17 protein-coding genes and 1 riboswitch are annotated in these 18441 nt (G+C 71.6%); of the genes, 14 read left to right on the forward strand and 3 right to left on the reverse strand.

Features of this window, described 5'->3' with window-relative positions:
• Window positions 1–59: 59 nt before the first annotated feature.
• From shc to AAW13_RS10695, 8 genes are read left to right on the forward strand one after another with little or no spacing between them, the layout of a single operon-like run.
• The gene (gene shc / locus AAW13_RS10660) at window positions 60–2051 is read left to right on the forward strand and encodes a squalene--hopene cyclase (RefSeq protein ID WP_046728538.1); all 1992 of its coding nucleotides are present in this window, start codon (window positions 60–62) and stop codon (window positions 2049–2051) included.
• Window positions 2052–2693 (forward strand): phosphorylase family protein, encoded by a 642-nt coding sequence (locus AAW13_RS10665; RefSeq protein ID WP_046728539.1) that lies wholly within the window; start codon window positions 2052–2054, stop codon window positions 2691–2693. It begins immediately after the preceding gene.
• Between the two features lie 5 nt (window positions 2694–2698).
• The gene (gene hpnH, locus AAW13_RS10670) at window positions 2699–3721 is read left to right on the forward strand and encodes an adenosyl-hopene transferase HpnH (protein ID WP_046728540.1); all 1023 of its coding nucleotides are present in this window, start codon (window positions 2699–2701) and stop codon (window positions 3719–3721) included.
• 4 nt (window positions 3722–3725) lie between these two features.
• Window positions 3726–4883, forward strand: coding sequence for a flavodoxin-dependent (E)-4-hydroxy-3-methylbut-2-enyl-diphosphate synthase (gene ispG / locus AAW13_RS10675; protein WP_071659498.1), 1158 nt, complete (start codon window positions 3726–3728; stop codon window positions 4881–4883).
• A 27-nt stretch (window positions 4884–4910) separates the two neighbouring features.
• Window positions 4911–6908, forward strand: coding sequence for a 1-deoxy-D-xylulose-5-phosphate synthase (gene dxs, locus AAW13_RS10680; protein ID WP_071659499.1), 1998 nt, complete (start codon window positions 4911–4913; stop codon window positions 6906–6908).
• Entirely contained in the window at window positions 6905–8290 is a 1386-nt protein-coding gene (locus AAW13_RS10685; RefSeq protein WP_046728096.1) for an aspartate aminotransferase family protein, read from the forward strand. The genes dxs and AAW13_RS10685 overlap by 4 nt, the downstream gene beginning before the upstream one ends.
• A 59-nt stretch (window positions 8291–8349) precedes the next feature.
• Entirely contained in the window at window positions 8350–8973 is a 624-nt protein-coding gene (locus AAW13_RS10690) for a helix-turn-helix domain-containing protein (RefSeq protein WP_046728097.1), read from the forward strand.
• On the forward strand, window positions 8970–9092 hold the full coding sequence (locus tag AAW13_RS10695) for a DUF6126 family protein (protein ID WP_046728098.1): 123 nt from the start codon (window positions 8970–8972) through the stop codon (window positions 9090–9092). Before AAW13_RS10690 ends, AAW13_RS10695 begins: the two co-directional genes overlap by 4 nt.
• Before the next feature lie 27 nt (window positions 9093–9119).
• Here the strand turns inward: AAW13_RS10695 and AAW13_RS10700 are convergent, their stop codons facing one another.
• Window positions 9120–9917: a tyrosine-protein phosphatase gene (locus tag AAW13_RS10700; protein WP_046728099.1), complete on the reverse strand. Its 798-nt coding sequence runs from the start codon at window positions 9915–9917 to the stop codon at window positions 9120–9122.
• A 175-nt stretch (window positions 9918–10092) separates the two neighbouring features.
• Here AAW13_RS10700 and AAW13_RS10705 point away from each other — a divergent pair, with 175 nt between their 5' ends.
• The 4 genes from AAW13_RS10705 (at window position 10093) to AAW13_RS10720 (ending at window position 15405) form a co-directional block, all read left to right on the forward strand.
• Entirely contained in the window at window positions 10093–12177 is a 2085-nt protein-coding gene (locus tag AAW13_RS10705; RefSeq protein ID WP_046728100.1) for an alpha-galactosidase, read from the forward strand.
• 307 nt (window positions 12178–12484) lie between these two features.
• A riboswitch (cyclic di-AMP (ydaO/yuaA leader) is annotated at window positions 12485–12645 on the forward strand.
• A 4-nt stretch (window positions 12646–12649) separates the two neighbouring features.
• A complete protein-coding gene (locus AAW13_RS10710; protein ID WP_046728101.1) occupies window positions 12650–13570 on the forward strand; it encodes a M23 family metallopeptidase in 921 nt (306 codons plus the stop codon).
• A 187-nt stretch (window positions 13571–13757) separates the two neighbouring features.
• Window positions 13758–14474, forward strand: a complete 717-nt coding sequence (locus AAW13_RS10715) for a DUF6250 domain-containing protein (protein ID WP_046728102.1) — start codon at window positions 13758–13760, stop codon at window positions 14472–14474.
• 145 nt (window positions 14475–14619) lie between these two features.
• On the forward strand, window positions 14620–15405 hold the full coding sequence (locus tag AAW13_RS10720) for an SGNH/GDSL hydrolase family protein (RefSeq protein WP_046728103.1): 786 nt from the start codon (window positions 14620–14622) through the stop codon (window positions 15403–15405).
• Window positions 15406–15519: 114 nt separating this feature from the next.
• Here the strand turns inward: AAW13_RS10720 and AAW13_RS10725 are convergent, their stop codons facing one another.
• Both AAW13_RS10725 and AAW13_RS10730 read right to left on the reverse strand, forming a co-directional pair.
• Window positions 15520–16122 (reverse strand): TetR/AcrR family transcriptional regulator, encoded by a 603-nt coding sequence (locus tag AAW13_RS10725; protein WP_206306184.1) that lies wholly within the window; start codon window positions 16120–16122, stop codon window positions 15520–15522.
• A gap of 42 nt (window positions 16123–16164) precedes the next feature.
• Window positions 16165–16692 carry a GNAT family N-acetyltransferase gene (locus tag AAW13_RS10730; RefSeq protein ID WP_046728105.1) on the reverse strand — a complete coding sequence of 176 codons (528 nt, stop codon included), beginning with the start codon at window positions 16690–16692 and terminating at the stop codon, window positions 16165–16167.
• Here AAW13_RS10730 and AAW13_RS10735 point away from each other — a divergent pair.
• Window positions 16691–17293 (forward strand): helix-turn-helix domain-containing protein, encoded by a 603-nt coding sequence (locus AAW13_RS10735; RefSeq protein ID WP_071659500.1) that lies wholly within the window; start codon window positions 16691–16693, stop codon window positions 17291–17293. The two genes, AAW13_RS10730 and AAW13_RS10735, sit on opposite strands and share 2 nt — an antisense overlap.
• On the forward strand, window positions 17290–18438 hold the full coding sequence (locus tag AAW13_RS10740) for an MFS transporter (protein ID WP_046728106.1): 1149 nt from the start codon (window positions 17290–17292) through the stop codon (window positions 18436–18438). Before AAW13_RS10735 ends, AAW13_RS10740 begins: the two co-directional genes overlap by 4 nt.
• The last annotated feature ends 3 nt before the right edge of the window (window positions 18439–18441 follow it).

Raw genomic sequence — 18441 nt, forward strand, 5'->3', positions numbered from 1 at the left:
ACCGGCCGACGGCGGACCCACAGCAGAACGATTTCGCACGACTGCACGAAGGGGAAGCCATGACAGCGACGACCGACGGAAGCACCGGGGCCACCCTGCCGCCCCGGGCCGACTCGGCCAGCACCGAACTCACCACCCCCGTGGCGGCCGGGGTGCAAGAAGCCGCCGAACGCGCGGTACGGCGCGCCACCGACCAGCTGCTCGCCCTCCAGGACGCCCAGGGCTGGTGGAAGGGCGACCTGGAGACCAACGTCACCATGGACGCCGAGGACCTGTTGCTCCGTCAGTTCCTGGGCATCCGCGACGAGTCCACGACCGCCGCGGCCGCGCTCTTCATCCGCGGCGAGCAGCGCGAGGACGGCACCTGGGCCACCTTCTACGGCGGCCCCGGCGAACTCTCCACCACCATCGAGGCGTACGTCGCCCTGCGGCTCGCCGGCGACGCGCCCGACGCACCGCACATGGCCAAGGCGTCGGCCTGGATCCGGGAGCGCGGCGGGATCGCCGCCGCCCGGGTCTTCACCCGGATCTGGCTGGCCCTGTTCGGCTGGTGGAAATGGGAGGACCTGCCCGAACTCCCTCCCGAACTGCTGTACTTCCCCAAGTGGTTCCCGCTCAGCATCTACAACTTCGGCCAGTGGGCCCGGCAGACGATCGTGCCGCTCACCGTCGTCTCGGCGAAGCGCCCGGTACGGCCCGCGCCCTTCCCGCTGGACGAGCTGCACACCGACCCGGCCGACCCCAACCCGGCCCGCCCGCTGGCCCCGCCCACCACCTGGGAGGGCCTGTTCCAGCGGCTCGACAAGGTTGTCCGCGGCTACCGCAGGGTCGCGGTGCGCCGGCTCCGCGGCTCCGCCCTGAACTCGGCCGCCCGCTGGATCGTGGAACGGCAGGAGAACGACGGCGCCTGGGGCGGCATCCAGCCCCCGGCCGTGTACTCGGTGATCGCCCTCCACCTGCTCGGCTACGACCTCGAACACCCCGTGATGCGCGCGGGCCTGGAGTCGCTGGATCGTTACGCCGTGTGGCGCGAGGACGGCGCCCGGATGATCGAGGCCTGCCAGTCGCCGGTGTGGGACACCTGTCTCGCGGCCATCGCGCTCGCCGACGCCGGGCTGCCCGCCGATCACCCGCAACTCGTCAAGGCCGCCGACTGGATGCTCGGCGAGCAGATCGTCCGGCCCGGCGACTGGGCCGTGAAACGCCCCCAGCTCCCGCCGGGCGGCTGGGCGTTCGAGTTCCACAACGACAACTACCCCGACATCGACGACACCGCCGAGGTCGTCCTCGCGCTGCGCCGCATCAGACACCACGACCCCGAGCGGATGGAGAAGGCCATCGGGCGCGGGGTGCGCTGGAACCTCGGCATGCAGTCGAAGAACGGGGCCTGGGGCGCCTTCGACGTCGACAACACCAGCCCGTTCCCCAACCGGCTGCCGTTCTGCGACTTCGGCGAGGTCATCGACCCGCCGTCGGCCGACGTCACCGCGCACGTCGTGGAGATGCTCGCCTTCGAGGGCATGTCCCACGACCCGCGCACCCGGCGCGGCATCGAGTGGCTGCTCGCCGAACAGGAGCCGGACGGCTCGTGGTTCGGCCGCTGGGGCGTCAACTACGTCTACGGCACCGGGTCCGTGGTGCCCGCCCTCACCGCGGCCGGACTGCCCGCCTCGCACCCGGCGATCCGCCGCGCGGTCACCTGGCTGGAGAACGTCCAGAACGACGACGGCGGCTGGGGCGAGGACCTGCGCTCCTACAAACACGTCGGCGAGTGGAGCGGGCGCGGCGCCTCCACCGCCTCCCAGACGGCATGGGCGCTGATGGCGCTGCTGGCGGCGGGGGAGCGGGACGCCAAGGCCGTGGAGCGGGGCGTGCGGTGGCTCGCCGAGACCCAGCGGGAGGACGGCTCCTGGGACGAGCCGTACTTCACCGGCACCGGCTTCCCCTGGGACTTCTCCATCAACTACCACCTGTACCGGCAGGTCTTCCCGCTCACCGCGCTCGGCCGCTACGTCCACGGCGAGCCGACTCCCGAGGCCGAGAGGAGCTGAATGAGCACCACGCCCGCTCCGGCCCCGCTGCTGATCGCCTGCGCGCTCGGCATCGAGCACCTCGCCCTGCGCGCCGGCGAACGCGGCGGCGCGGACGGGCCCGTCACCGTGCTGCGCACCGGCATGGGACCCAGGGCGGCGGAACGGTCCGTCACCCGCGTCCTGGCCGACCCGGCGCTGGCCGGCGCCGCCGTGCTGGCCACCGGCTTCTGCGCCGGACTCGCCCCCGGGATGCACCCCGGCGACCTGGTCGTCGCCGAGGAGGCCCGGGACCCGCGCGGCAGCGTGCCGTGCGTCGGTACCGAACTCCTCGTGAAGGAACTCGTACGGACCCTGCCCGGCCGCACCGTCCACACCGGCCCGGTCACCGGCTCCGACCACGTCGTCCGCGGTCACGAACGGGCTGACCTGTTCGCGACCGGCGCGATCGCGGTCGACATGGAATCGGCGGCCACACTCCTGAGCGCCGTACGCGTGGGCGAGCGCCCGGTTGCGGCCGTACGAGTGGTCGTGGACGCTCCTGAACATGAACTCGTCCGGATCGGCACGGTGCGCGGTGGAATATCGGCTTTCCGCGTTCTTCGATCCGTTCTTCCAGCTTTCTTCGAATGGCACCGTTCTTTGCTGCTCCCCCGGAGGTGAGCCAGATGGCCATGCCGCTGCGCCAGTCGATCAAGGTCGCTACCTACTTGGCTGAACAGAAGCTCCGCAAGCGGGACAAGTTCCCGCTGATCGTGGAGCTGGAACCGCTCTTCGCGTGCAACCTGAAATGCGAGGGGTGCGGCAAGATCCAGCATCCGGCAGGGGTGTTGAAGCAGCGCATGCCGGTCGCGCAGGCCGTCGGGGCGGTGCTGGAGTCCGGTGCGCCGATGGTGTCCATCGCGGGCGGCGAACCACTGATGCACCCTCAGATCGACGAGATCGTGCGGCAGTTGGTGGCGCGACGGAAGTACGTCTTCCTGTGCACCAACGCGATGCTGCTCCGCAAGAAGATGGACAAGTTCACGCCGTCGCCGTACTTCGCGTTCGCGGTGCACATCGACGGGCTCCGCGAGCGGCATGACGAGTCGGTGGCCAAGGAGGGCGTGTTCGACGAGGCCGTGGCGGCCATCAAGGAGGCCAAGCGGCGCGGCTTCCGGGTGACCACCAACTCGACCTTCTTCAACACGGACACCCCGCAGACCATCGTCGAGGTGCTCAACTTCCTCAACGACGACCTCAAGGTCGACGAGATGATGATCTCGCCCGCCTACGCCTACGAGAAGGCTCCCGACCAGGAGCACTTCCTCGGCGTCGAGCAGACCCGCGAACTGTTCAAGAAGGCGTTCTCCGGCGGCAACCGGAAGAAGTGGCGGCTCAACCACTCCCCGCTCTTCCTGGACTTCCTGGAGGGCAAGGTCGACTTCCCGTGCACGGCCTGGGCGATCCCGAACTACTCGCTCTTCGGCTGGCAGCGCCCCTGCTACCTGATGAGCGACGGGTACGTGCCGACGTACCGGGAACTCATCGAGAAGACCGACTGGGACAAGTACGGCCGCGGCAAGGACCCGCGCTGCGCCAACTGCATGGCGCACTGCGGCTACGAGCCCACCGCCGTGCTCGCCACCATGGGGTCCCTGAAGGAGTCGCTGCGCGCGATGCGCGAGACGGTCTCCGGGAACCGGGAGTGACGGCATGACCGCAGTCTCCCTGGGCCTCCCGGAGGTCCCGGCCCGGCCGGTGGCCGAGCGCAGGGTGTCCCGGCAGATCCATGTCGGCAGGGTGCCGGTCGGCGGCGGCGCCCCGGTGTCCGTGCAGTCGATGACCACGACCCGCACCTCGGACATCGGCGCCACCCTCCAGCAGATCGCCGAGCTGACAGCGTCCGGCTGCCAGATCGTCCGGGTCGCCTGTCCCACGCAGGACGACGCGGACGCCCTCGCGACCATCGCGCGGAAGTCGCAGATCCCGGTCATCGCGGACATCCACTTCCAGCCGAAGTACGTGTTCGCGGCGATCGAGGCCGGCTGTGCCGCGGTCCGCGTGAACCCGGGCAACATCAAGCAGTTCGACGACAAGGTCAAGGAGATCGCGAAGGCGGCCAGGGACCACGGCACGCCGATTCGCATCGGCGTCAACGCCGGCTCCCTGGACCGCCGGCTGCTCCAGAAGTACGGCAGGGCGACCCCCGAGGCGCTGGTCGAGTCGGCGCTGTGGGAGGCGTCCCTCTTCGAGGAGCACGACTTCCGGGACATCAAGATCTCCGTGAAGCACAACGACCCGGTCGTGATGATCGAGGCGTACCGGCAGCTCGCCGCCCAGTGCGACTACCCGCTGCACCTCGGCGTGACCGAGGCGGGCCCGGCCTTCCAGGGCACGGTCAAGTCGGCCGTCGCCTTCGGGGCGCTGCTCTCCCAGGGCATCGGCGACACCATCCGGGTGTCCCTGAGCGCCCCGCCGGCCGAGGAGGTCAAGGTCGGCATCCAGATCCTGGAGTCGCTGAACCTGCGGCAGCGCCGCCTGGAGATCGTCTCCTGCCCGTCCTGCGGCCGCGCCCAGGTCGACGTCTACAAGCTGGCGGACGAGGTGACGGCGGGCCTGGAGGGCATGGAGGTGCCGCTCCGGGTCGCCGTCATGGGGTGCGTGGTCAACGGCCCCGGCGAGGCCCGGGAGGCCGACCTCGGCGTCGCCTCCGGCAACGGCAAGGGGCAGATCTTCGTCAAGGGCGAGGTCATCAAGACCGTGCCCGAGTCGAAGATCGTGGAGACCCTCATCGAGGAAGCGATGAAGATCGCCGAGCAGATGGAGCAGGACGGCGCCGGGTCCGGAGCACCCGCCGTCACGGTGAGCTGAACAGCACGGACCGAGAGGGGGCCGAGCGTGACGATTCTGGAGACCATCCGGGGACCACGTGACCTGAAGGCGCTGTCCGAGGCGGAACTCGGCGAACTGTCCGAAGAAATACGCGAGTTCCTGGTGCACGCGGTCGCCAGGACCGGCGGCCACCTCGGGCCCAACCTGGGCGTCGTGGAGCTGACCGTCGCGCTGCACCGGGTCTTCGAGTCCCCGGCCGACCGCATCCTGTGGGACACCGGCCACCAGAGTTACGTCCACAAGCTGCTGACCGGCCGTCAGGACTTCTCCAAGCTGCGCGGGAAGGGCGGCCTGTCCGGATACCCCTCACGCGAGGAGTCCGAGCACGACGTCATCGAGAACAGCCACGCCTCCACCGCGCTCGGCTGGGCCGACGGTCTCGCGAAGGCCCGCCAGGTGCAGGGGGAGAAGGGCCATGTCGTCGCGGTCATCGGCGACGGCGCGCTGACCGGCGGAATGGCCTGGGAGGCGCTCAACAACATCGCGGCCGCCAAGGACCGGCCGCTGATCATCGTCGTCAACGACAACGAGCGGTCCTACGCCCCCACCATCGGCGGCCTCGCCAACCACCTGGCGACCCTGCGCACCACCGACGGCTACGAGCGGGTGCTGGCCTGGGGCAAGGGCGTGCTCCTGCGCACGCCGATCGTGGGCAACACCGTCTACGAGTCCCTGCACGGCGCCAAGAAGGGGTTCAAGGACGCCTTCGCCCCGCAGGGCATGTTCGAGGACCTGGGCCTCAAGTACGTCGGCCCGATCGACGGCCACGACATCAGGGCGGTCGAGTCGGCGCTGCGCCGCGCGAAACGTTTCCACGGCCCGGTGCTGGTGCACTGCCTCACCGAGAAGGGCCGCGGCTACGAGCCCGCGATCGCCCACGAGGAGGACCACTTCCACACCGTCGGCGTGATGGACCCGCTCACCTGCGAGCCGCTCACGCCGTCCAGCGGTCCGTCCTGGACCTCGGTGTTCGGTGAGGAGATCGTCCGCATCGGCGAGGAGCGGGACGACGTCGTGGCGATCACCGCGGCCATGCTGCACCCGGTCGGCCTCGGCAGGTTCGCCGAGCGCTTCCCCGACCGGGTCTGGGACGTCGGCATCGCCGAGCAGCACGCGGCGGTCTCCGCGGCGGGGCTGGCGACCGGGGGACTGCACCCGGTCGTCGCCGTCTACGCCACGTTCTTGAATCGCGCCTTCGACCAGTTGCTGATGGACGTGGCACTGCACCGCTGCGGGGTGACGTTCGTCCTGGACCGGGCGGGCGTCACGGGCGTCGACGGCGCGTCGCACAACGGGATGTGGGACATGTCGATCCTCCAGGTGGTCCCGGGTCTGCGGATCGCCGCCCCGCGCGACGCCGAACAGCTGCGCCTCCAGCTGCGCGAGGCCGTCGCCGTGGACGACGCGCCCACGCTGGTGCGGTTCCCGAAGGAGTCGGTGGGCCCGGAGATCCCGGCGGTCGACCGGGTCGGCGGGGTGGATGTGCTCCATCGCGACACGGACGCGCGGGTGCTGCTGGTCGCGGTCGGCGTGATGGCGCCGGTGTGCCTCCAGGCCGCCGAGCTGCTGGCTGCCCGTGGAATCAACTGCACGGTGGTGGACCCCCGTTGGGTCAAACCCGTGGATCCCGCGCTGCCGGTGCTGGCGGCGGACCACGAACTCGTGGCGGTCGTCGAGGACAACAGCAGGGCGGCCGGCGTCGGTGCGGCGGTGGCGCTGGCGCTCGGCGACGCCGACGTGGACGTACCGGTACGGCGGTTCGGGATTCCCGAGCAGTTCCTGGCGCATGCGAAGCGGGGGGAGGTGCTGGCCGACATCGGGCTCACGCCGGTGGAGATCGCGGGGCGGATCGGGGCAAGCCTCGCGGGGTGGGGGGCCGAAGGCGCCCACGGGGGTGCCGCGGGGATCCGTACGGCGGCTGCGGCGCCGTCCGGGCTGGTCGCGCAGTTCCCCGCGCCCCTACGGGGCGCTGACGCCGAGGGTGTTGACAAGGAGAGGCAATGAGTACGGAGTTCGACCTCGGGGCGCTGCTCGCCGAGCGTGGTGGTGAGCGGTACGAACTGCACGGCAAGTACCTGAACCACCAGCTCCCGCGCATGCTGCACACCATCGGCTTCGACAAGGTCTACGAGCGGGCCGAGGGCGCCCACTTCTGGGACGCGGAGGGCAACGACTACCTGGACATGCTCGCCGGGTTCGGAGTGATGGGCCTGGGCCGGCACCACCCGGTCGTCCGCAAGGCCCTGCACGACGTCCTGGACGCGCAGCTCGCCGACCTCACCCGGTTCGACTGCCAGCCGCTGCCCGGCCTGCTCGCCGAACGGCTCCTCGCGCACAGCCCGCACCTGGACCGGGTGTTCTTCGGCAACAGCGGCACGGAAGCCGTCGAGACCGCCCTGAAGTTCGCCCGGTTCGCCACCGGCAGACCGCGGGTCCTCTACTGCGACCACGCCTTCCACGGCCTGACCACGGGCTCCCTGTCGGTCAACGGCGAGAGCGGCTTCCGGGACGGCTTCGCCCCCCTGCTGCCCGACACCGCCGTACCCCTCGGCGACCTGGACGCGCTCGCCCGGGAACTGAGGAAGGGCGACGTCGCCGCCCTGATCGTCGAACCGATCCAGGGCAAGGGGGTGCACGAGGCCCCGCCCGGCTATCTGCGCGCCGCCCAGGAGCTGCTGCGCAGGCACAAGGCGCTGCTGATCGCCGACGAGGTGCAGACCGGCCTGGGGCGCACCGGCGACTTCTACGCCTACCAGCACGAGGAGGGCGTGGAGCCGGACCTGGTGTGCGTGGCGAAGGCGCTGTCCGGCGGGTACGTCCCGGTCGGCGCCACCCTCGGCAAGGACTGGATCTTCAAGAAGGTCTACTCGTCCATGGACCGCGTCCTGGTCCACTCGGCGAGCTTCGGTGCCAACGCGCAGGCGATGGCCGCCGGGCTCGCCGTCCTCGCCGTCATGGAGAACGACCGGATCGTCGCCAACGCGCGGGCGACGGGGGAACTGCTCAAGTCCCGGCTCGCCGCACTGACCGACAAGTACGAACTGCTCGCCGACGTGCGCGGCCGGGGCCTGATGATCGGCATCGAGTTCGGCCGGCCCGGCTCGCTGAAGCTGCGCAGCCGCTGGACCATGCTCCAGGCCGCCCGCAAGGGCCTCTTCGCACAGATGGTCGTCGTACCGCTGCTGCAACGGCACCGGATCCTCACCCAGGTCTCCGGCGACCACCTGGAGGTGATCAAGCTCATCCCGCCGCTGATCGTCGACGAGACGGACGTGGACCGCTTCGTGGACGCCTTCACGGACGTCATGGACGACGCCCACAGCGGCGGCGGCCTGATGTGGGACTTCGGGAGGACGCTCATCAAGCAGGCGGTGGCCAACCGCTAGCTTTTTGTCTCTGAGGCAAAGAAATTGCCGCTGAGGCAAATCTGCGGCTGAATGGAGGCATGAACGCCTCCGAGAACGAGCGGGCGGGCGGGCCGGTCGAGGACCTGCCCGTCGTCGCCCCGCAGCTGCGGTCCCTGCGCCGCCGTGCCGGTCTCACCCTGGAGGCCGCGGCCCGCGACGCCGGACTGTCGGCCGCCCATCTCTCCCGGCTGGAGACCGGGCAGCGCCAGCCCTCGCTGCCCATGCTGCTCGCACTCGCGCGTGTCTACGGTACGACGGTTTCCGAGCTGCTGGGCGAGACGGCCGCCGACCGTGACGCGATCGTGCGCGCCGGCGACATGGAGCCGACCCGGGCCGGCGGCTGGACGTACTGGCCGGCCGGGGCCCCCGGCCGCGGGATGCAGTCGCTGCGCGTCCGGGTGCCGTACGGCTCGCAGGGCGACATCGTGCGCGTGCACCCCGGCGAGGAGTGGCTGTACGTCCTGCGCGGGCGGCTCCGGCTCCGCCTCGGCGACAGCGCGCACGTGCTCGCCCCCGGCGACAGCGCGCACTTCGACTCGCTGACCCCGCACCGGCTCGCCGCCGAGGACCACGACGGCGTCGAGCTCCTGTTCGTCCACACCCTGTTGCAGAGTCCCACGGCCGCCCTGTGCCTGGGACCGATCACTGGAGAGCTGCCGTGAGCAATCTGGAGGAGAAGTTCCCCCGGGCCCTGTGGGTCCGGCTCATCATCTACATCGCCGTCGGGCACGTCTTCGCCGCGTTCCTGTTCCTGCTGTTCGAACTCGGCGGCAAGGGCTGAGCCCACGCCCGGACCCGGCCCGCGGCCTCAGCCGAGCAGGCGCTCGCGCAGCCGCTCCCGGGTCCGCGCGGTGAGCCCGAGCCCCTGCGCCAGGTAGGTGTCGACGTCGCCCCACGTCTCCTCGATGCTCTCGAAGGCCGCCGTCAGGTACTCCGCGCGGGCGTCGAAGAGCGGGCTGAGCAGCTCCATCACCTCGGGGCTGTAGACGCTGTCGCCGCTGCCGCTGCGCTTCACCTTGTAGCGGCGGTGCTTGGCGTTGGACTCCAGGTAGTCCGCGAGGATCGCGTCCCGCTCCACGCCCACCGCGAGCAGCGTCACCGCGACGGAGACGCCCGCCCGGTCCTTGCCGGCCGCGCAGTGCATCAGCGCCGGGACGCTGTCCTCCGCGATGGCGTGCAGCACGCGCGCGTGCTCGTCGGTGCGCTCCCTCACGATCGTGCGGTACGAGCTGACCATCCGGCCCGCGGCCCTGCCGTCGCCGAGGAGCCCGCGCAACTGCTCGATGTCGCCCTCGCGGACCATCGTCCAGAACTCGGCACCGTGCGCCGGGTCGGTCAACGGCAGGTTCACGTTCCGCACGCCCGGCAGCTCGACGTCGGGGCCCTCCAGCTTCTGGTCGGCCGCGTTGCGGAAGTCGAAGATCGTGTGCAGGCCGAGGGAGGCGAGGAACTCCGCGTCCTGCTCGGTCGCGTGCGCCAGGTGCCCGCTGCGGAACAGCACGCCGTACCGCACCCGCCGCCCGTCCACGGTCGGCAGGCCGCCCACGTCACGGAAGTTGCGCACACCGGCCAGCTCGGGCTCGGTGGACGGGACCTGCTGCGTCACGGGGACTCCTCCCGGCCGGTCCCGTCGGCGCGGCTCGTCGACGGGCACTGCGTCGACCATACGACATCGGTTTCCACGGGCAATGAGTTGTCCACAGGCGTTGCCTCCGGAGCCCGCGGCCCTTGATGATGTTCGTGCTTGAGCGGATCTGTTGGCACCTGTGTGAGGTTTCTCGATGGTGGACATCGCCGAAAACGGTCGTACCTGGCTCCTGTCGGGCCCTGGCAGCAGCTACGCGCTGCATCTCACGGAGGCCGACGAACTCCTTCACCTGCACTGGGGGCCCAGGATCCGGCTCGCGGACGCCGAAGCCCTCACTGTCCGGCCGCTGCCCGACTACTGGCCCTTCGAGTCCCCGCTCGACGGCCGTGAGGAGTACCCCGTAGAGGGCGGCCCCCGCTTCGTGCGCCCGGCGCTGTCGGTGCGCACCGAGAAGCGCCGCGGCACCGAGTGGACCTTCGAGTCGTACGAGACCGGCGGCGACGGCGGTGACGAGGAACTGCGGCTCCGCTTCCGGGACGACGAGATCGTCATCACCCTGCACTACCGGATGCGCGGCGACGTCGTCGAGCGCTGGGTGACCGTCGGCAACGAAGGGCCCGCGCGCGTGGAGCTGCTGCGCGCCGACCCGGCCACCTGGACGCTGCCGGACCGCGAGGGCTGGCGCCTCTCCCAGCTGCACGGCCGCTGGGCCGCCGAGTCCCGGCTGGTCAGCGCCCCGCTCACCTACGGTGAGAAGGTCATCGGCAGCCGCCGCGGCCACACCGGCCATCAGCACCTGCCCTGGGTCGCCCTGGACACCGACGCCACCGAGGAGCACGGGGAGGTCTGGGGCTGTGCCCTCGGCTGGTCCGGCTCCTGGCGGATCGCCGTCGCCCAACTCCCGGACGCGCGCGTGCAGATCACCGGCGGCGCCGGCTACGACGACTCGGGCCTGCTGATGCTGGCCGAGGGCGAGTCGTACACCAGCCCCGTCTTCGCCGCCCTCTGGTCCGACGGCGGTTTCGGCGGGGCCAGCCGCGCCTGGCACGCCTACCAGCGGGCGTACGTCATCCCGGAGGCCGACCGGGACCGGCCGGTGCTGTTCAACTCCTGGGAGGCCACCACCTTCGACATCTCCGAGGAGCAGCAGGCCACCCTCGCCCGGCGGGCCGCCGCGATCGGCGTCGAACTCTTCGTGGTGGACGACGGCTGGTTCGGCGCCCGCACCAGCGACCACGCCGGCCTCGGCGACTGGACGCCCAACCCGGACCGCTTCCCGAAGGGCCTGAAGCCCCTCGGCGACTACGTGCACGCCCTGGGTATGCAGTTCGGCATCTGGGTGGAGCCCGAGATGGTCAACGCGGACAGCGACCTGTACCGCGCGCACCCCGACTGGGTGCAGTACCAGCAGGGGCGGAAGCGGACGGAACTGCGCAACCAGCTCGTCCTCAACCTCGCCCGCGAGGACGTCCAGGAGTACCTCTGGGAGCAGCTCGACGCCCTGCTGTCCAGCGCCCCGATCGACTACGTCAAGTGGGACTTCAACCGCTGCTTCACCGACGCGGGCTGGCCCGGCGAGCCCTACCCGCAACGCCTGTGGGTGGACCACGTGCGCGGGCTGTACGCCCTGCTCGACCGGATCCGCGCGGCCCATCCGACCGTCGCCATCGAGTCCTGCTCCGGCGGTGGCGGCCGGATCGACCTCGGCGTCATGAGCCGCACCGACGAGGTGTGGACCTCCGACAACACCGACCCGCTGGACCGGCTCGCCATCCAGCACGGCTTCAGTCAGATCCACCCCGCCCGGGTGATGTCCGCCTGGGTCACCGACAGCCCGAACCACCAGCTCAACGACCGGGTCAGCAGCCTGCGGTTCCGGTTCGTCAGTTCCATGGCGGGAGCGCTCGGGGTGGGCGGCGACCTCTCGAAGTGGACCGAGGAGGAGCTCGCCGAGGCCGGCCGCTGGGTGGAGCTGTACAAGGAGATCCGGCCGCTGGTGCAGCGCGGCGACCAGTTCCGGCTGCGGCCGCCGACGGGCGGGCTCAGCGCGGTGCAGTACACCCTGGGCGAGGAGATTGTCGTCCTCGCCTGGCTCCAGGCGCAGAGCTACGGCGAACCCGCGCCCGCGCTGCGGCTGCGGGGCCTCGACCCGACGGCGTCGTACGAATGCCGCGAAACGGGCGAAGTGTACCGGGGTGCCGTCCTGTTGCACCACGGGCTGCGCACCGGCCTCAAGGGTGACCTGGATGCGACGGTCATCCGATTCCGCCGCATCTGATCCGTCTGACCGAATTGGCCCGTTAATCACAACTCGCTCTGGAATAAGGGGACGTGGCGTGACGTGCGTGAGGAGCGTCATATTCGTGACCGTCCGTCGCGCGTCATGTCCACGTAATTCCGGTGCTTTTCCAGGGGAGTCGGCGGAACGGGAAAGATCGGAATCCACGGAGGGTGACGGGGAATTCCCGTAACGGATCACGGGGCGGCGGGGCGGCGGGAACCGTTCGCTTGTCCGCGCGCGTCCTGCTCGCTTACGTTCGCCACGCATCCGGGCGGAACGCCTAATCCTGCCGCCGCCCGGAATCCCCACACACTCACCCGTGCCCGGCAGGAGCGGGGGACCCACCAGGTACGACCGCCTGTTCCGGTTCCCGGGACGGCCAGGGGTGCAGCGACGCAGCGATGCGTGGCCGGGCAGCTCCAGCCCGAACCCGACAGCTCACCTCGCAGGCGCCGGAGAGGAACGCGCCATGCCCGCGAAGGGTAAGCACCGTCGTCCCAGGCCCCAGCGCCTCACCCGTTCGATGGCCGTCGCCGGAACCGGCGGCGCCGCGCTGGCTCTGCCGCTCATGGGGGCCACCGGCGCCCACGCGGCCACCCCGCAGTCCGTTTCCGCGCGGGCCCCGCAGTCGACACCGGCCGCCGAGAAGGCGGCCGTGAGGCAGGCGACGGCGGTGCGGTCCGCCACCGCGCGGTCCGCGCACCGCACCTACACCGTGGTGCCCGGCGACTACCTCTCGAAGATCGCCCGGGACCAGGACGTCCGCGGTGGCTGGCACCGGCTCTACGCCGACAACCGGCAGGCCGTCGGCGACGACCCCTCGCTGATCCATCCCGGCCTCAGGCTCGTCCTCGGCGGCCGCGGCGCCACGGCGTCGGGCGCGACGGACTCCGGTGCCCGGCCGGGGACCCGGTCGTCCACCCCCTCGCAGGCGTCCACGGCGAACGCGTCCACGTCGAACGCGTCCACTGCGATCGCCTCCGGCTTCACCCTCCCGGTCAGCGGCGCCGCCGTCGGCACCGGCTACCACGTGGCCGGCGGCATGTGGTCCAGCGGTTACCACACGGGCGTCGACTTCGTCGTCCCGACCGGTACCCCCGTGAAGGCCGTCGGCGAAGGCACGGTCGTCACGGCCGGGTGGGGCGGTGCCTACGGCAACCAGGTCGTCATCCGGCTCGCCGACGGCTACTACGCCCAGTACGGCCACCTCTCCGCGCTCTCCGTCTCGGCCGGCCAGACCGTGACCGCGGGCCAGCAGATCGGCCTCTCCGGCGCGACCGGCAACGTGACCGGGCCGCACCTCCACTTCGAGATCCGCACCACCCCCGACTACGGCTCGGACGTGGACCCGGTCGGCTACCTCCGCTCGAAGGGCCTCGCCGTCGGCTGACGGGGGCCCACTGGTCTGACACGCACTCCGAAGGCCGGACCCCGATCCCCGGGTCCGGCCTTCGGTATGTCCATCTCGTGGCGCGGACGTGTCAGGTGTCGACAGCGAAGGTCCGGCCACGGCACAGTGATCCCGTTGGGTGAAAGCGCTTTCCGACCTCTTCGTCACGCCGGAAGGAACCTGCCGTATGACGACCACCCGCCGACTCTTCGGAGCCCTGGCCGCCGGAGCCGCCCTCGCGGCCCTCGCCCCCGTCACGCCCGCGAGCGCCGCACCCCGCCATCGCCGCCTGCTCGCCCACGACGACTTCCGCCACGGCCTGGGCCAGTGGTCCGTGGAACTGGAGCAGGGCGGGACGGTCGCCGCGAGGGACGGGCTCCTCGAGGTCGACGTGCCCGCCGGGGCGACGATCTGGTTCCGGCGCCGGCTCGAAGGGCCGTACGTCCTGGAGTACACCGCCACACCGGTCTCGGCGGGCGGCCCCGACGACCGCGTCTCCGACCTCAACAACTTCTGGAACGCCACCGACGTCCGCTCCCCGGGCGACCTGTTCGCCACCCCGCGGCACGGAGCGCTCGCCGAGTACGACTACCTCACGACGTACTACGCCGGCTACGGGGCCAACTACAACACCACGACCCGGCTGCGCCGTTACGTCGGCGAGCCCGGCGTCCGGCCGCTGGTCTACGACTACACCGAACCGCTGCTCGTGGCGAACGAACCCAATCACGTCCGGATCGTCTCCGACGGCCCGGTGGTCCGCTGGTGGAACAACGGACGGCTGGTGTTCGACTACACCGACCCGCAGCCGTACACAGGCGGGCACTTCGCCTTCCGGACCACCTGGAGCCACTTTCTGATCAGCGACTTCCGGGTCTGGGGATCATCGCGTCAACGTCCCTGACCGGAGCCTTATTCCGGGCTTGGCAAAGTATTTAAAAGTGTCTTATCTCACCGATCGTCAACCCCTTATTACGGTCGCGTAGGTCACAGTCAAAGGTGAATCATGGTCCGATGTGGCAGACGATTCGAAGAGTGACAACGCATCAGTGATCGGGTCGTACGTGGCGCTGGGGGACAGCTTCAGCGAGGGCGTCGGCGACCCGGGGCCCGACGGGGCGATGGTCGGCTGGGCCGACCGGTTCGCGGTACTGCTGTCGGACCGGCGGCCCGAGGGCGACTTCGCGTACACCAACCTCGCCGTCCGCGGGAAACTCCTCGACCAGATCGTGGCGGACCAGGTGCCGCAGGCCCTGGAACTCGCCCCGGATCTGGTCTCCTTCTGTGCGGGCGGCAACGACATCATCCGTCCCGGCACCGACCCGGACGAGGTGGCCGAGCGGTTCGAGCGGGCCGTGGTCCGGCTGACCGGGGCCGTCGGCACGGTCATGGTGACCACCGGGTTCGACACTCGCAACGTGCCCGTGCTCAAGCACCTGCGCGGCAAGATCGCCACGTACAACGGCCATGTCCGGGCCATCGCCGACCGGTACGGCTGCCCGGTGCTCGACCTGTGGTCCCTGAAGACCGTGCAGGACCGGCGGGCCTGGGACGACGACCGGCTGCACCTGTCACCCGAGGGCCACACGCGTGTGGCGCTGCGCGCCGGTCAGGTGCTCGGCCTGGAGACCCCGGCCGACCCCGACCAGCCATGGCCCCCGCTGCCGCCCCGCGGCACCCTGGAGGTCCGTCGCGACGACGTGCACTGGGCCCGGGAGTACCTGGTCCCGTGGATCGGACGCCGGCTGCGCGGCGAGTCGTCCGGCGACCATGTGACGGCCAAGGGCGCGCTCTCCCCGGACGACATCAAGATGCGGATCGCCTCCGTCGCCTGAGGTGCGTACGTGGGGTGCGCGGGTGTCGCCCGAGGTGCGTACGTGGGGTGCGGGTGTCGCCCGAGGTGCGCACGTGCGGTGCGGGTAAGGGGTGTCCTTCTTGCGGGGCGCCCCTTACTCCTCGCCGGGCAGGCCCAGTTCGCGGGCCAACGCCTCGTCCACCCACTGCTGAGCCCGGGCCCGTGGTACGGCGCCCGGGTACGACGTGAGCTGTACGGCGAGCCCGTCGAGCAGCGCCGTCAGCCGCAGTGCCGCCGCCGCCGGGTCGGGGCACCGGAACTCACCGGCGGCCACCCCCTCGGTCACGACCTCGGCGATCGCCGCCTTCCACTGCTGGTCCAGCTCCTTGGTGACATCCCGCAGGGCGGGCTCGCGCAGGGCCACCGCCCAGCCCTCGATCCACAGCCGCCAGCCCTTGGCCTGCCCGGTCGGCGCGTACCAGCGCACCGCCGCCCGCAGCCGGCGCAGCGCCGACGTCCGGCGGCCGAGCAGCTTGCGCAGATGGGCCAGATCGCCCTCGGCGGCATAGGTGAAGGCGGCGGCGACCAGCTTCTCCTTCGTCGAGAAGTGGTAGAGCACCAGCGCGTTGCTCACGCCGAGGGCCGACGCGACATCGGCGATCCGCACCGCCGCCACGCCCCGCGCCTCGATCTGTTCGATGGCGGCCCGCAGCAGTTCCTCGCGCCGCTCGGCCACACTCAACCGCACTCTCGCCACGCGGTCACCCTAATCGGTCGCCCCACCGCCCGCGTTGCCGTCTCAGGACAGCGGCAGCCGCATGAGCGTCAGGTCCAGCCAGCGGCCGAACTTGGTGCCCACCTCCCGGACCGTGCCCGCGTGCTCGAAGCCGAACCGTTCGTGCAGCCGGACGGAGGAGGTGTTACGGGCCTCGATCCCGGCGATCATCACATGGTGGCCGGCCTCCCGGGCCGCGACGACGAGGCCGGCCAGCAGCGCGGAGCCGACACCGAGGCCCTGCCTGCCCTCGCGCACGTAGACGGAGTTCTCCACCGTGTGCCGGTAGCCGTCCAGGGCGCGCCACGGGCCGTAGACCGCGAATCCCGCCACCTCGCCCGGCGCGTCCGCCACTTCGGCCACGAGCGCCGATCCGCGCTCCAGGTGCGCCGCGAACCAGGCCGCCCCCTCGGCCGCGGTCTGCGGGGTCTCGGTCCACAGCGCGGTCGAGTGCTCGACGGCGTGGTTGCGGATCGCCCGCACCGCCTCCGCGTCCCGGGCTTCCGCCGGACGGACCGTCACCGCCGGGTTTCTCTCGTATATTGGATTCATGTCCAACATAGTAGATCCCGCGGCGGACGTTCTGGTGGCACGGATCGCCGCCCGGGTCCGCACCGAACGCGAGCGCCGCCGCTGGACCCTCGCCCAGCTCGCGGACGCCTCCGGGGTCTCCCCGGCGATGATCAGCCGGATCGAGCGCGGCGAGAGCAGCCCGACGGCCGTCGTCCTCGGCAAGCTGTCCGCCGCCTTCCAGCTGAGCGTCGCCTCCCTGCTCGCCCTCGCCGAAGGCACGCCGGACCCCGAGCCCGACACGGCGGGAGTACGGCGCGGCGCCGACGCGGCCGAGTGGCGCGACCCCGGCACCGGCTACCGGCGCCGCCAGATCACCGGCCCCCGCTTCCCCGCGGAGATCGCCGAGATCCACCTGCCCGCCGGAGCGCGCGTCCCGTATCCGGCGGCGGCCTTCGCCTTCGTACGGCAGCTCGTCTGGGTCCTCGACGGGCACCTGACCTTCCACGACGGCGAGACGGTCCACGAACTCGACGCCGGCGACACCCTCGAACTCGGCGCCCCCGCCGAGCGTGTCTTCGCCAACACCACCGACGCCGAATGCCGTTACGCCGTCGTCCTCACCCGCGACACCCGCCCGTGAGCCGCCCGCTGCCCCGGGGCGGCACGTTCCTGCTGGCCGTCGTGGCCGGCACGGCGATCGCGAACAACTACGCCCTCCAGCCCGCGCTCACCACCGTCGCCGCCGACCTGGACGTGCCGCTGTCCGTGATCGGCCTGGTCCCGACCGCCGCGCTGGCCGGCTGCACGGCCGGCTTCGCCCTGCTCCTGCCGCTCACCGACCACCTGGCCCCGAACCGGCTGGTCGCCGCCCAGCTGACCGCCCTGGCCGTCGCGCTGACACTCGCCGCGACCGCGCCCGGCCCCGCCGTCCTGCTGGCCGCCTATCTGCTGGCCGGCGCCGCGGCCAGCGTCGCGGCGCAGGCGAGCAACATCGCGGGCCGGCACGCCCCACCGGGCCGCGGTGGAACCGGGGTCGCCGTCGTGGCCGCCGGCATGTCGGCCGGCATCCTGCTGAGCCGGCTGGCGGGCGGCGCCCTCACCGACGCCCTCGGCTGGCGGCGGATGCTCCTGGTCTTCGCCGTCATCGCCCTGCTCGGCGCGGCCGCCGCCGTGACCCTGCTGCCCCGGCACCGGCCCCCCGCCCGCGGCGGTTACCTCGCCACCCTCAGGGCACTGCCGCCCCTGCTCCTGAAGCACCGGCGGCTGCGGCTCGCGGTCGCCACCGGAGCTCTCTGGTACCTCGCCTTCAACCTGGTCTGGATCGCCCTGGCCCTGGCCCTCGCCGGGCCGCCCCACTCGCTGGGCCCGACCGCCATCGGCCTGTACAGCCTGGCCGGGCTCCTCGGTTTCGCCGTGCTCCCGCTCACCGGCCGGCTCACCGACCGGTACGGCCCGCGGACCGTGATCACCGGCGCCGTACTGGCCGCCGCGGCCGGCACCGGCCTGCTGGCCACCGGCCTGGACACGCCCTGGGTCACCGCTCTCGGGCTCGCCGTCCTCGACGCCGGCTGCTTCGCCGCCCAGGCCGCCAACCAGAGCCGTGTCATCGCCCTGGACCCGGCCCGCTCAGGCAGCCTCAGCAGCGTCTACCTCGTCGTCTACTTCACCGTCGGCGCCCTCGGCGCGGCCGCCGCCGCACCCCTGCTCGACGCCTTCGGCTGGCCGGCCACCGCCCTCACGGCGCTCGCCGCGCTGCTCCTCGCCGCGGGACTCACGCGCCGCTGACCC

It is taken from the genome of Streptomyces humi (assembly GCF_001005085.2).
Lineage (GTDB): Bacteria > Actinomycetota > Actinomycetes > Streptomycetales > Streptomycetaceae > Streptomyces > Streptomyces humi.